At 71.5% G+C, this 14,509-nt stretch carries 9 protein-coding genes; 5 read left to right on the top strand and 4 right to left on the bottom strand.

Going from position 1 to position 14,509, the window contains the following annotated elements; all coding sequences use genetic code 11:
• Window positions 1-80: 80 nt before the first annotated feature.
• On the bottom strand, window positions 81-1,661 hold the full coding sequence (locus IO39_RS45545) for a bis-aminopropyl spermidine synthase family protein (protein ID WP_043638794.1): 1,581 nt from the start codon (window positions 1,659-1,661) through the stop codon (window positions 81-83).
• A 258-nt stretch (window positions 1,662-1,919) separates the two neighbouring features.
• Here IO39_RS45545 and gltB point away from each other — a divergent pair, with 258 nt between their 5' ends.
• From gltB to pyk, 5 genes are all read left to right on the top strand, one after another.
• Complete coding sequence (gene gltB, locus IO39_RS45550; RefSeq protein ID WP_084774619.1) at window positions 1,920-6,425, top strand: glutamate synthase large subunit; 4,506 nt, start codon at window positions 1,920-1,922, stop codon at window positions 6,423-6,425.
• Window positions 6,426-6,439: 14 nt separating this feature from the next.
• Window positions 6,440-7,918 (top strand): glutamate synthase subunit beta, encoded by a 1,479-nt coding sequence (locus IO39_RS45555; protein WP_043638799.1) that lies wholly within the window; start codon window positions 6,440-6,442, stop codon window positions 7,916-7,918.
• 339 nt (window positions 7,919-8,257) lie between these two features.
• Entirely contained in the window at window positions 8,258-10,042 is a 1,785-nt protein-coding gene (locus tag IO39_RS45560) for a S8 family peptidase (protein ID WP_084774621.1), read from the top strand.
• On the top strand, window positions 10,039-10,389 hold the full coding sequence (locus tag IO39_RS45565) for a DUF2784 domain-containing protein (RefSeq protein ID WP_043638801.1): 351 nt from the start codon (window positions 10,039-10,041) through the stop codon (window positions 10,387-10,389). The genes IO39_RS45560 and IO39_RS45565 overlap by 4 nt, the downstream gene beginning before the upstream one ends.
• 35 nt (window positions 10,390-10,424) lie before the next feature.
• The gene (gene pyk / locus IO39_RS45570; protein WP_043638803.1) at window positions 10,425-11,855 is read left to right on the top strand and encodes a pyruvate kinase; all 1,431 of its coding nucleotides are present in this window, start codon (window positions 10,425-10,427) and stop codon (window positions 11,853-11,855) included.
• Between the two features lie 206 nt (window positions 11,856-12,061).
• On the opposite strand, the gene dapD is transcribed toward pyk, so the two are convergent.
• From dapD to IO39_RS45585, 3 genes are all read right to left on the bottom strand, one after another.
• Complete coding sequence (gene dapD, locus IO39_RS45575; RefSeq protein ID WP_043638805.1) at window positions 12,062-13,027, bottom strand: 2,3,4,5-tetrahydropyridine-2,6-dicarboxylate N-succinyltransferase; 966 nt, start codon at window positions 13,025-13,027, stop codon at window positions 12,062-12,064.
• A 25-nt stretch (window positions 13,028-13,052) separates the two neighbouring features.
• Window positions 13,053-13,475 carry a pyridoxamine 5'-phosphate oxidase family protein gene (locus IO39_RS45580; RefSeq protein ID WP_043638808.1) on the bottom strand — a complete coding sequence of 141 codons (423 nt, stop codon included), beginning with the start codon at window positions 13,473-13,475 and terminating at the stop codon, window positions 13,053-13,055.
• Window positions 13,476-13,701: 226 nt separating this feature from the next.
• Window positions 13,702-14,469, bottom strand: a complete 768-nt coding sequence (locus IO39_RS45585) for a helix-turn-helix domain-containing protein (RefSeq protein WP_043638810.1) — start codon at window positions 14,467-14,469, stop codon at window positions 13,702-13,704.
• Window positions 14,470-14,509: the final 40 nt, after the last annotated feature.

Raw genomic sequence — 14,509 nt, forward strand, 5'->3', positions numbered from 1 at the left:
TTCCGCCTGCCCCGTTCCGGCGTGACCGGCAAGGGCTTGTGGAGGCGGCGGTGCGGTCAGTGTCGTGACCGGACGGGGGCTCAGGTGGGGGCCGTGGTGCCCGTCAGCGCCGTGACCGTTGCGGCGACGGCGGTGCGGAGGGTGGACAGGCGGTGGAGCGGGGCCTCCAACGGGGTCAGGGCGTCCGACCAGTCCGCCGCCTCCCGGATCAGGGTGCGGGCCTCGTTCTTGGTGAGCGCCGAGCCCTGGGCGCGGGCCACCGCGATGAGCGCCTCGCGCCACGTGTTGGCCAGCTTGGCGTGCCCGTTGTCCAGGATCCTGCGCAGCACCACGTCCGTCTCGCCGGACGGCTGCGGCAGGCGTACGGCGTCGAGGACGCCCGCGCCGGCCGGGGTGAGTGAGTAGACCGCCGACAGGACCTCGGCCGACGGCAGGGCGGGCGGCAGGCCGTCGGGGGCGACGACGCGGACGTGGCCGGCGCGGGTGGCCAGGAGCAGGCGGGGGAGCGCGGCCTCCAGGCCGGGCGGCAGGGCCACGGCCACGCGGCCGGGCGCGGCGGCGTACGGCTTGGCGAGCCAGGTCGCGAGCTTGACCCGGGGCTGGGCGAGCTCCTTGGGCCACTCGCCCACCAGCAGCTCGGCGTCGAACCCGGCCAGCGCCTCGGCCAGGCCCGTCACGGGCTCCGGGCGCGGGCCGGCGGCGCTCTCGACCGCCTGCGGGCCCTGGGTGTAGATGGCGGTGGCCTGGCGGCTCAGCCGGGACTGCACGGCGGGGCGGGTCTTGGTGGTGGGGCGCAGGATGTACAGGTCGGCGGCGGAGCCGATCGCCTCGGCGCCGAAGTAGCGGTTGAAATCCGGGTAGATGGCCTCGTAGGCGAGGTTGAGCTCGGTCAGCTCCTGCTGCACCTTCAGGGCCAGCATCGGCGTGCGCTCGCTCGCCCCGTACGCCAGCAGCACCCGCCCCTCGTCGCGCAGCCCCTCCACGGCCCGCGCCACGAACAGGCCGATGCCCTCCGGAGTGTACGGCGGGTCGGTCAGCGCCAGGTCGTGCTCCCTGACCGAGGCCGGCAGCCCGAGGCGCAGGTCGGCCCAGCGGGTGCGCACCCCGAGCCGCTGGTCGTCGATGTAGGCCAGGATGCGCTCGTCCACGTCGACCACGGTGACGTCGGTCTCGGGGTGGACGAGCTTGACGGCCAGCGAGGTCAGGTCGTGGTCGCCCACGCACAGCAGGCGCGCGCCGGGCAGCCAGAAGCGGGCCCCGAGCAGCAGCGCCCGCCGCAGCACGGTCTCGGGCGTGGCCGAGACGTGGTCGAGCACGTGGCGGGCGCGCGGGGCCTTGGCGACGAGGGCGGTCAGGCGCTCCAGCGCGGGCCCGTAGTGGGCCAGCAGGTGGGCCACCGGATCTTCGGGGGGCGGGGCCACGGCGATGAGGTCCTGGTAGCCGGAGGTGCCGGCGGGCGGGACGCGGAAGCGGTCGCCGTCGCGCTCCAGGACGAGCTCGCGCAGCAGCGCCTCGATCGTGCGCCGGCTCGTGGCCGTCTGCCTGACCAGGCCGGGCAGGGTCTGCCACTGGCCGTGGCACAGCAGGGCCAGGGCGTGCCTGAGCCGCCTGCTGTCGGCCCCCGCCTCGCTGAGCAGCCGCTCGACACCGTCACGTTCCATGAGCTGAACCCTATCGGCTCGGAGTACTCGCTCCCGGTGACGCGTTTTCGTGACCTGGACCGGGAATGCCGTTGCCAATGCCCAGGTTTTGGGATAGAGAGTTCGGATGTCGAGATGCCGCCAATGTTCGCAATACGGACTCGGCGGGCACCATTCCGGCAGGGTGAGGTAACCTCTACCCACGATACGCAGCAGGGCCAACGTCGTCCCTCGCCTGACAAGCAGTTCCAGACAGACGAAGACGACGGGAGGGATTCAATGCCTGCTGCCCACCTCGGGTTCCCCGAGCCCCAGGGCCTCTACCACCCCGCCAACGAGCACGATGCCTGCGGTGTCGCCATGGTCGCCGACGTCGCCGGGCGCCGTGGTCACGGCATCGTGGTCAAGGCGCTGACGGCACTGTGCAATCTTGATCACCGGGGGGCCAAGGGTAGCGAGCCGGACACCGGCGACGGAGCCGGGATCCTGACGCAGATCCCCGATGGGTTCTACCGGGCGGTCGTGCCGTTCACGCTGCCCGCCGCCGGCGCGTACGCGACCGGCATCGCCTTCCTGCCGTCCGACGGCGAGGCCAGGGCCGTGGCCGTGCGCCTGATCGAGGAGATCGCGGCCGAGGAGGGCCTGACCGTGCTCGGCTGGCGCGAGCTGCCGGTCGACCGTGACCTGCCGGGGCCGAGCGCCCGGGCCGTCATGCCGCACTTCGCCCAGCTCTTCGTGGCCGACCCCGGCGGGCGCGAGGGCCTGGAGCTGGACCGGCTCGCCTTCTGCCTGCGCAAGCGGGCCGAGCACGAGGCCGACGTGTACTTCCCGTCGCTGTCGGCCCGGACGATCGTCTACAAGGGCATGCTCACGCCCGACCAGGTCGAGCCGTTCTTCCCCGACCTGAGCGACGAGCGTTACGAGAGCGCGATCGCGCTGGTGCACTCGCGCTTCTCCACCAACACGTTCCCGAGCTGGCCGCTGGCCCACCCCTACCGCTACGTCGCGCACAACGGCGAGATCAACACGGTCAAGGGCAACCGCAACTGGATGCGGGCCCGTGAGGCGATGCTGGCCTCCGCCCACATCCCGGGCGACATCTCGCGGCTGTTCCCCATCTGCGACCCCGACGGCAGCGACACCGCCAGCTTCGACGAGGCCCTGGAGCTGCTGCACATGGGCGGCCGCAGCCTGCCGCACGCCGTCCTCATGATGATCCCGGAGGCGTGGGAGAACCACACCGAGATGGACCCGGCGCGCCGGGCCTTCTACGAGTTCCACTCCACGATGATGGAGGCCTGGGACGGCCCGGCCTCGATCACCTTCACCGACGGCACCCTCGCCGGCGCCGTGCTCGACCGCAACGGCCTGCGCCCCGGGCGTTTCTGGGTGACCGCCGACGGCCTGGTCGTGCTCGCCTCCGAGGCCGGCGTGCTGGACATCGCGCCCGAGGACGTGGTCCGCAAGGGCCGCCTGCAGCCGGGCCGCATGTTCCTCATCGACACCGCCCGCGGCAAGATCATCGAGGACGACGAGATCAAGGCGGAGCTCGCCGCCGAGCTGCCGTACGCCGACTGGCTGCACGCCGGGCTCGTCCGCTTCGAGGAACTGCCCGCCCGCCAGCGGGAGATCCCCACGCACGAGGCGCTGGTCAAGCGGCAGCAGACCTTCGGCTACACCGAGGAAGAGCTGCGCGTCATCCTGTCGCCGATGGCGAAGACGGGCCAGGAGCCGATCGGCTCCATGGGCACCGACACGCCCGTCGCCGTGCTGAGCGAGAAGCCGCGGCTGCTGTTCGACTACTTCACCCAGCTGTTCGCGCAGGTCACCAACCCGCCGCTGGACGCCATCCGGGAGGAGCTGGTCACCTCGCTGGCCAGCACCGTCGGGCCCGAGGGCAACCTGCTCGACCCGGGGCCCAGCTCCTGCCGGCAGCTCGTGCTGCCGTACCCGGTGATCGACAACGACGAGCTCGCCAAGATCATCCACATCAACGACGAGCACGACCTGCCGGGCTTCCACCCGTACGTCATCAGCGGCCTGTACGAGGTCGCCGGCGGCGGCCAGGCGCTGCTGCGGCGCCTTGAGGAGATCAGGGCCGAGGCCTCCCGGGCGATCGCCGACGGCGCGCGCATCATCGTGCTGTCCGACCGCGGCTCCACCGCCACCCTCGCGCCGATCCCGTCGCTGCTGCTGACCGGCGCGGTGCACCACCACCTGATCCAGGAGAAGACCCGCACCAAGATCGGCCTGGTCGTCGAGACCGCCGAGGCCCGCGAGTGCCACCACATGGCGCTGCTCATCGGCTACGGCGCCGGCGCGATCAACCCGTACCTGGCGATCGAGACCATCGAGGACCTGGTCGACACCGGCGCGCTGCAGCTCGACAAGCGCAAGGCGGTGCGCAACCTGATCAAGGCGTACGGCAAGGGCGTCATCAAGGTCATGTCCAAGATGGGCGTGTCCACCGTCGCCTCCTACACCGGCGCGCAGATCTTCGAGGCGCTCGGCCTGAGCCAGGAGGTCATCGACTCCTGCTTCACCGGCACCACCTCCCGCCTCGGCGGCGTCGGCTTCGACGTGCTGGCCGAGGAGGTCGCGCAGCGTCACCGTCACGCCTACCCCCGCGTGGAGAACGCCCACCGCAGGCTCCAGGTCGGCGGCGAATACCAGTGGCGGCGCGAGGGCGAGCCGCACCTGTTCAACCCCGAGACCGTCTTCAAGCTGCAGCACGCCACCAGGACCCGCCGCTACGAGATCTTCAAGGAGTACACGAACCTCGTGGACTCCCAGTCGGAGCGGCTGATGACCCTGCGCGGCCTGTTCAAGCTGCGCAAGGGCAACCCGATCCCGATCGAGGAGGTCGAGCCGGTCTCCGAGATCGTCAAGCGGTTCTCCACCGGCGCGATGTCCTACGGCTCCATCTCGATGGAGGCGCACGAGACGCTCGCCATCGCGATGAACCGGCTCGGCGGCAAGTCCAACACCGGCGAGGGCGGCGAGGACCCCGAGCGCCTCTACGACCCGGCCCGCCGGTCGGCGATCAAGCAGGTGGCCTCCGGCCGGTTCGGCGTCACCTCCGAATACCTCGTCAACGCCGACGACCTGCAGATCAAGATGGCCCAGGGCGCCAAGCCCGGCGAGGGCGGCCAGCTGCCCGGCCACAAGGTCTACCCGTGGATCGCCAAGACCCGGCACTCCACGCCCGGCGTCGGCCTCATCTCGCCGCCGCCGCACCACGACATCTACTCGATCGAGGACCTCGCCCAGCTCATCCACGACCTGAAGAACTCCAACCCGGAGGCCAGGGTCCACGTGAAGCTGGTCGCCGAGGTCGGCGTCGGCACGGTCGCGGCCGGCGTGTCCAAGGCGCACGCCGACGTGGTGCTCATCTCCGGGCACGACGGCGGCACCGGCGCCTCGCCGCTCACCTCGCTCAAGCACGCGGGCGCCCCCTGGGAGCTCGGCCTGGCCGAGACCCAGCAGACGCTGCTGCTGAACGACCTGCGCGACCGCATCGTGGTCCAGGTGGACGGCCAGCTCAAGACCGGCCGCGACGTCGTCATCGCCGCGCTGCTCGGCGCCGAGGAGTACGGCTTCGCCACCGCGCCGCTGGTCGTCTCCGGCTGCGTCATGATGCGCGTCTGCCACCTCGACACCTGCCCGGTGGGCGTGGCCACGCAGAACCCCGAGCTGCGCAAGCGCTTCACCGGCAAGCCCGAGTTCGTGGTCAACTTCTTCGAGTTCATCGCCGAGGAGATCCGCGAATACCTCGCCGAGCTGGGCTTCCGCTCGCTCGACGAGGCGATCGGGCACGCCGAGATGCTCGACATGACGGCGGCCGAGGACCACTGGAAGGCCAGCGGCCTGGACCTGTCGCCGATCCTGCACCAGCCCGAGCTGCCCGCGGGCACCCCGCTGCGCCGCACGGCCGAGCAGGACCACGGGCTCCAGCACGCGCTGGACAACACGCTCATCCAGCTCGCCGAGGGCGCCATCAACGACGGCACCCCGGTCACGCTGGAGCTGCCCATCCGCAACGTGAACCGCACCGTCGGCACCATGCTCGGCTACCAGGTCACCAAGCGGCACGGCGGCAAGGGCCTGCCCGACAACACCATCGACATCTCCTTCACCGGCTCGGCGGGCAACTCGTTCGGCGCGTTCGTGCCGCGCGGGATCACGCTGCGGCTGACCGGCGACGCCAACGACTACCTCGGCAAGGGCCTGTCCGGCGGGCGAATCACCGTCCGGCCGCACGAGCAGGCGCCGCTCGACGGGCACATCATCGCCGGCAACGTCGCCCTCTACGGCGCCACCTCCGGCGAGGTGTTCATCCGCGGCGTGGTGGGCGAGCGGTTCTGCGTGCGCAACTCCGGCGCCACGGCCGTCGTCGAGGGCGTGGGCGACCACGGCTGCGAGTACATGACCGGCGGCCGGGCCGTCGTGCTCGGCCAGACCGGGCGCAACTTCGCGGCCGGCATGTCGGGCGGCGTGGCCTACCTGCTCGACCTCAGGCCCGAGCGGGTCAACCGCGAGATGGTCGCCATCGAGGCGCTCACCGAGCAGGACGCCGAGTTCCTCAAGGAGACCGTCGAGAAGCACTTCGCGGAGACCGGCTCGCCGGTCGCCAAGGAGCTGCTGGCCGACTGGGACGCGGCGCTCGGCAGGTTCGGCAAGATCATGCCGACCGACTACAAGAGGGTGCTGGAGGCCGCCGAGGCCGCCCGCATCGAAGGCAGGGACATCGACGAGGCGGTCATGGCCGCCGCGGTGAAGGGTTAAGGGAGGCGTACCGAATGGCTGACCCGAAGGGTTTTCTCACGCACGACCGGGAGCTGCCGGCGCGCCGCCCCGTGGACGTCCGCATCAGCGACTGGCGCGAGGTCTACCAGGACTTCTCGCAGGAGAAGCTGACCAAGCAGGCGGCCCGCTGCATGGACTGCGGCATCCCGTTCTGCCACAACGGCTGCCCGCTGGGCAACCTCATCCCCGAGTGGAACGACCTCGTCTACCGCACCGACTGGCGCGAGGCGATCGAGCGCCTGCACGCCACCAACAACTTCCCGGAGTTCACCGGCAGGCTCTGCCCGGCTCCGTGTGAGGCGGCGTGCGTGCTCGGCATCAACTCCGACCCGGTGGCGATCAAGCGGGTCGAGGTCGAGATCATCGACCGCGCCTTCGCCGAGGGGTGGGTCACCCCGCAGCCGCCGGCCGTCAAGACCGGCAAGAAGGTCGCGGTCGTCGGCTCCGGGCCCGCGGGCCTGGCCGCCGCCCAGCAGCTCACCCGGGCCGGGCACGACGTGGTCGTGTTCGAGCGGGCCGACCGCGTCGGCGGGCTGCTGCGCTACGGCATCCCCGAGTTCAAGATGGAGAAGCGCCACATCGAGCGCCGTCTCGAGCAGATGCGGGCCGAGGGCACCGAGTTCCGCACCGGCGTCGACGTCGGCGTCGACATCACCGCCGCCGAGCTGCGCGAGCAGTTCGACGCCGTGGTGCTGTCCGGCGGCGCCACCCAGTGGCGCGACCTGCCGGTCGCCGGGCGCGAGCTCAAGGGCATCTACCAGGCGATGGAATACCTGCCGCTGTCCAACAAGGTCCAGGAGGGCGACTTCGAGACCTCGCCCATCTCGGCCGAGGGCAAGCACGTCGTCGTCATCGGCGGCGGCGACACCGGCGCCGACTGCATCGGCACCGCGATCAGGCAGGGCGCCAAGTCCGTCACCCAGCTCGAGATCATGCCGCAGCCGCCGAAGAGCCGCCCCGGCAACCAGCCGTGGCCGACCTTCCCGATCCTGTTCAAGATGGAGAGCGCCCACGAGGAGCTCGAGGACGGCGGCGGGCAGCGCGTCTACGCCGTCTCCACGACCGAGTTCGTCGGCGACGCGGACGGCAACGTGCGCGCGCTGCGGCTGGTCGAGGTCGAGGGGCCGCAGAGCGGCTTCAAGCCGATCCCGGGCACCGAGCGGGAGATCCCGGCCGAGCTGGTCACGCTGTCCATGGGCTTCGTCGGGCCGGAGAAGGGCGCGCTGCTGCAGGACCTGTCCGAGGTGGCGGGCGACGGCTTCTACGACGCCAGGGGCAACGTGGCGCGCGACAAGACGTACATGTCCAAGGTGGACGGCGTCTTCGTGGCGGGCGACATGGGGCGCGGGCAGTCGCTCATCGTGTGGGCCATCGCCGAGGGGCGCGCCGCCGCCTCGGGCGTGGACCGCTTCCTGACCGGCGACACGGCGCTCCCGTACCCGATCCTGCCGACCGCCCGTCCGCTCGTCTGAGGGCTTCTCGGCTCGTCTGACGAGCCTTCTCCGCTCGTCCTACGGCACGGCCCGGCTCTCACAGCCGGGCCGTCGCCGTTGTCAAGATCACCTTTCGTTACGGCAGGCCGGCGTCCCCCCACCCGCCGCACGTGGCCGGGGGCCTCCAGGGAAACGCCCGCTGAACCCGCACGGGGCCGGCCGCCGCTACGTGCGCGCCCTTGGTCGTCCGCGTGGTCACAGGCCGGCCGGAGGGGTCCGCTTCGTCGCGTATAGACCGAAATTTCACCACTAAGTTGCATCACCGGATTACTGTCGGGAAGATTCAGATTCTGCGGCAAGTCGGTGGATGGGGGAAGAATGCGGCGGGTCGCCTCTGGCATGACGGTGCTGGCCGCCGTGGTCGCGCTCGGCGCCTGCACGCCCGGCGCGTCCCGTGAGAGCGCCGCCCCGCAGGCCGAGTTCCTCGTCTTCTACGACCACGGCAAGCAGGCCGAGGCGCTGGCCGCCGTCGAGCGGGCCGGCGGCACCACCGTCTCCACTGACACCAAGCTCGGCTACCTCATGGCGGCCGGGCCCGGCGACGGGTTCGAGGAGGCCGTGGGCGCGGACCGGTCCGTGGTCGGCGTCTCGCCGGACCGCCGCATCGGCTTCGCCACCGCCCGCCCCGCCACCGCCTCAGCCACCGCCTCGGGCACCGCTCAGAGCCCCGCCACCGCCTCAGCCTCCGCTGAGAGCCCCGCCACCGCCGAAAGCCGCACCACCACCGCGGAGGGCCGCGCCGGCACCCGGACTCGCGCCACCGCGGGAACCCGGGGCGGCGGTGACGCCGGGCGGGCCGGCACGTTCCCCGACGAGCAGGCGTTCACCAGGAGCCACGGCGACCCGCTCGCCGGCCGCCAGTGGGACATGCGCATGATCGGCGCCGACCGCGCCCACGCCAAGGCACCCGGCACCAAGCAGGTCCTCGTCGGCGTCATCGACACCGGCGTGGACGGCCGGCACCCCGACATCGCCCCCAACTTCAACCGCGAGCTCAGCCGCAACTTCGTCACCGACAAACCCGAGGACGAGTACGGCGAGACGCTCGACGGCCCCTGCGAGGCGGCCGGCTGCAAGGACCCCGTGGACGCGGACGACGACGGCCACGGCACCCACGTCGCCAGCACCATCGCCTCCCCGGTGAACGGCATCGGCATCGCCGGCGTCGCGCCCGGCGTGCAGATCGTCAACCTCAGGGCGGGCCAGGACTCCGGCTTCTTCTTCCTCAAGCCCAGCCTCGACGCCCTCACCTACGCCGGCGACATCGGCGTGGACGTCGTGAACATGAGCTACTTCGTCGACCCGTGGCTGTTCAACTGCCGGAACAACGCCTCCGACACCAAGAAGCAGCAGCTCGAACAGCAGGCCATCATCACCGGCATGCAGCGCGCCCTCGACTACGCCCGCCGGCGGGGCGTCACGCTCGTCTCCGCCCTCGGCAACGGCTCCACCGACCTCGGCCGCCCCACGGTCGACAAGCAGAGCCCCGGCTACCCCAAGGGCGACGAGAAGGAGCGCAAGGTCGACAACTCCTGCCTCAACGTGCCCGCCGAGTCGAACGGCGTCCTCTCCATCGCCGCCCTCGGCCCCTCCGGCCGCAAGGCGCTCTACAGCGACTACGGCACCGAGCAGGCCGACCTCTCGGCCCCCGGCGGCGACGTGCTGGACGGCGAGGGCACCAAGGCCACCCGGTCGATCCTGGCCGCCGCCCCCGAGCGCGTGCTGCGCGCCGCCGGCCGCATCGACGCCAAGGGCGAGCCCAAGGGCGCCGACGTCGTCAAGGACTGCACCGGCGGCGCCTGCTCCTACTACCAGTATCTCGAAGGCACCTCCATGGCCGCGCCGCACGCCACCGGCGTCGCCGCCATCCTCGTCAGCCGCTTCGGCAAGCCCGGGAAGGGCGGCGTGGAGCTCGCGCCCGCCACCGTCGAGGAGCTGCTCTACAAGACCGCCACCCAGAAGGCGTGCCCCACCCCCCGCCAGTACGTCTACAAGGTGTTCGGCCAGACAGAGACGCACGAGTGTGAGGGAGACAAGTCGGACAACGGATTCTACGGTCACGGCGTCGTGGACGCCTACCGGGCGGCTACCGTCGAACCATGATGTATCGCCTCCTCGCCGACGCAGCGATGGTGGTGCACTTCGCCTTTCTCGTCTACATGGCGGTGGGCGGGTTCCTGACGTGGCGCTGGAGGCGTACTATCTGGGCGCACCTCGCGGTCGCCGCCTGGGGCGTGCTCTCGGTCGTGACCGGCATGGAATGCCCGCTCACCCTCGTGGAGGACTGGGGGCGCCGCAACGCCGGACTGGAGGGACTGCCCGCCAGCGGCTTCATCGACCACTACATCGAAGGCGTGATCTACCCGGAGGAGTACACGAACTTGGCGCGACTGGGAGTCGCCGTTCTCGTTCTGTTCTCCTACGTCGGGTACGTTCTCCGTCGTCAGTGACTGCCAAGTGGTCTGTACCAATTAAGGTAGGACTCGTGACTCGTCGCGCGAAAATCGTCTGCACCCTAGGCCCCGCCACATCCTCCAAAGAACGCCTCCGCGAGCTGATCGCCGCGGGCATGGACGTGGCACGGTTCAACCTCAGCCATGGCAACCATGACATGCACAGAGAGGTCTACGACCGGGTTCGGGAGGTGGCGGCCGACCTCGGCCGCGGTGTAGGCGTGCTCGCCGACCTGCAGGGCCCCAAGATCCGTGTCGGCACGTTCGAGGAAGGCCCCGTCAGGCTGGGCTTCGGCGACGTCTTCACCATCACCACCGAAGACGTGCCGGGCGACCGCGAGCAGGTCTCCACCACCTACAAGGGGCTCCCCAAGGACGTCCGCCCCGGTGACACCATCCTCGTCGACGACGGCCGCCTCGTGCTGGAGGCCACGCGCGTCGACGACGAGCGCATCACCACGCGGGTCGTCATCGGCGGCATGATCTCCGACAACAAGGGCCTCAACCTGCCGGGCGTCAACGTCAGCGCGCCCGCCCTGACCGACAAGGACGAGGCCGACCTGCGCTGGGCGCTGCGCACCGGCTTCGACATGATCGCCCTGTCCTTCGTGCGCCGCCCGTCCGACGCCGACGTGGTGCGCAACATCATGGAGCAGGAAGCCGTGCGCCTGCCGCTGCTCGCCAAGATCGAGAAGCCGCAGGCCGTCGACCGCCTCCCCGACATCGTCGAGGCCTTCGACGGCATCATGGTCGCCCGCGGCGACCTCGGCGTCGAGCTCCCCCTGGAGCAGGTCCCGATCGTGCAGCGGCGCATCATCGAACTGTGCCGCGAGAAGGCCCGCCCGGTCATCGTCGCCACCCAGATGCTCGACTCGATGATGAACGCCCCGCGCCCCACCCGCGCCGAGGCCTCCGACGTGGCCTACGCGGTCATGGACGGCGCCGACGCGGTCATGCTGTCGGGCGAGACCTCGGTCGGCAACTACCCCATCGAGGCCGTCTCCACGATGGACCGCATCGCCTGCGCCGCCGAGAAGTCCTCCCTCCAGGCCACCCACACGCTGGAGCGCATGCCGGAGACCACCGGCGGCGCCATCGCGCGGGCCGCGGCCGAGGTCGGGGCGATCGTCGGGGCCAAGGCGCTGGTGGCGTTCACGATGTCGGGCGAGACGGCGCGCCGCCTGGCCCGCTACCGCTCCCCGATCCCGCTGCTGGCCTTCACCTCGGCGCCGCACGTGCGGGGGCAGCTGTCGCTGACGTGGGGGGTGGAGACGTTCCACGTGCCGTTCGTGCACCACACCGACGACATGGTGCGGCAGGTGGAGGCCTCGCTGCTGTCGCTGGGACGGCTGGAGAAGGGCGACAAGGTGGTCATCGTGGCCGGCTCCCCTCCCGGCACGCCGGGCTCGACCAACGCCCTGCGCGTCCACACGATCGGCTCCGCCGTCTCGCACGCGCATTAAATTTTCTTTTACCTTTACGCTCCGCCGTGGCCTGCCGCCCGCCGCACTCCGGCGGGCGGCCCTCCGGGAAACGCCCGGTGAGGCCCGGAAACAGCGATGGGGCAGCGCGTCACGGCGTTGCCCCATCGGCGTCCGCGCGCCGGTGCCCGCCGGCGGCGCCCCGATGACGGGCGAAGGCGATCAGTCGGTGGCGTGCAGGGCCGCGTTCAGTCGTTGGCGTGCAGGGCCGCGTTCAGCTCGATGCCGTTGCCCTTGCGGGGCAGCGCCTCCACCGCGCCCGACTGCGAGTTGCGCCGCAGCAGCATGCCGTTCGACCCCGACAGCTCGGCCGCCTTGACCACCTTGCCGTCGGGCAGGGTGACCCGGGTGCCCGCCGTCACGTACAGGCCGGCCTCCACCACGCAGTCGTCGCCCAGCGAGATGCCCAGACCCGAGTTGGCGCCCAGCAGGCAGCGCTCGCCGATCGAGATGACCTGCTTGCCGCCGCCCGACAGCGTCCCCATGATCGAGGCGCCGCCGCCGACGTCGGAGTGGTCGCCGACGACCACGCCCGCCGAGACCCGGCCCTCGATCATCGCCGCGCCCAGCGTGCCGGCGTTGAAGTTGACGAAGCCCTCGTGCATGACCGTGGTGCCCTCGGCCAGGTGGGCGCCCAGCCGCACCCGGTCGGCGTCGGCGATCCGCACGCCCGACGGCATCACGTAGTCCACCATGCGCGGGAACTTGTCCACCCCGTACACCGCGACCGGCCCCTTCGCCCGCAGCCGCAGCCGCGTGCGCTCGAAGTCCGGCACCGGGCACGGCCCGTAGTTCGTCCAGACCACGTTGGCCAGCAGCCCGAACTGGCCCTCCAGGCTGGCGCCGTGGGGCCGGATCAGCCGCGTGGACAGCAGGTGCAGGCGCAGCCAGACGTCGTGCGTGTCCGCCGGCGGCTCGGAGAGGTCGGCGATGCCGGTGCGCACCGCCACGACCTCCACACCCCGCGCCGCGTCGGGGCCGACCAGCTCGGCCAGCTCACCGGCCTCCTCGGCGGAGAGCCGCTGCGTGCCCTTCACGGGCGGGTCGCCCAGCTCGGGCGCGGGGAACCAGGTGTCGAGTACGGTGCCGTCGGCGGCGATGGTGGCCAGGCCGACGCCGAAGGCGCCGGTCGGAGCAGGATCGATAGCAGTCACGGGCCCAAAAATACCGTTTCGCAGGTCAGCCCAGGGCCCCGAGGTCGGCCGACAGCCAGTGCTCGGGCCGCATCCGGAACGTCACGAGCATGTTGAGGTCGGAGCCCTGCACGTAGCCCGACACGGCGTCGGGCGGCAGGTAGCGGGCCGCGATGCGGGTCAGGTCGTCCAGTGTCGTCGGCCCCGAACGGACCACCGGCCCCTCCACCGAGACGTAGCGGTAGGTCGGGCTGACGCGCTGCACCAGGACCGAGAACCGGCCCGCCTTCGCGATCAGCCGCGCCTTCCGCGAGTCACCGTCGGTCAGGAACCGCAGCTCGCCCCCGGGGCTGTAGTCGTACCAGACCGGCACGGTCAGCGGCGCCCGGCCGGTGCCCGCCTCGACGGCCAGACTCGCGATGTGCGGCTCCGCCAGGAACGTCTCCCGCGCCGTCACGCTCAGCGCCATCCGCCCACCCCCGTATTCATCGATCTTGAAACGCCTATTCCCGGTGGGAGCCATCCCGAAAAGTCCCCACGCGCGCGGCATGCGCCCCGAGGCCGGCCGCGCGCCCCGTCCGCGAAGTCCCCACGCAGCATGTGCCGCGGGGCCGGAGCCCGCGCGCCCCCGTCCGCCCTCGTCCGTCCCCTGTCCGTCCCCCGTCCGCCCCGTCCGTCCCCGTCTGCCCCCGGCCTCAGTATTTCGGTCCCACGTGCCGGTCGAGCAGCTCCACCGCCTCCCGCCGGGCGACCGAGAGCTCGTTGCGGTTGTTGAAGCGCCAGGCCACGCCGAGCAGGTCGAGAGCGGCGCAGCACAGGGCCAGGATGTCGCGCGACTCGTTCTTGAAGTGGTAGCGCGGATATTCGTACCACCGGGCCCCGCCGGGCAGCTCGCGGCGCACGCGGTTCACCCCGCGGCAGCCGTCGGAGTGGATCAGCCCCCTGACGAACTTGTCCGGATGCCTCGCGACGATCTCCTGCTGCCACGCTTCCAGCACTATCGTCCGCTCGTGCTTCTTGCCGGGGCCATGCTGCGGGAAGAGGCACGCCCAGTGCGTGGAGCGGCTGCTGACCTCCGTGCAGCCCTTGCGGCGGCGCCGGCCGACCGATGAGGTGGGCATGACCAGCGCCATGGCACGGGCGGCCTCCTCGATCAGGCCCGGCCGGCGGGCGTCGCAGTAGAGGGTGAGGCGGTAGACCTGCTTGGCCTCGCGCACGATGTGGCCGTCGCCGAGGTAGAGCCCGAGCAGGTGGGCGTAGGCGGCGGCGTCGAGCGGGCGGCCGTGGCAGCGGGGGCAGGAGCGGCGGCGGCGCGGGTCCGCGCCGTCGCGGGCGCGGCGGGCGCCGGTGCGCCACTTCCGGACGGCGCCGACGGACACGCCGCACAGCTCGGCCACCTGACGGTCGGACCGGCCCTGGGCCGAGAGGCCGAGGGCGCGCTCCACGGTGTGGCGGGGGTGCATGGACCGAGCGTGACAGAAGTCACCGACAGTTCCGGGACCG

Source organism: Nonomuraea candida (assembly GCF_000725485.1).
Classification (GTDB): Bacteria; Actinomycetota; Actinomycetes; order Streptosporangiales; family Streptosporangiaceae; genus Nonomuraea; species Nonomuraea candida.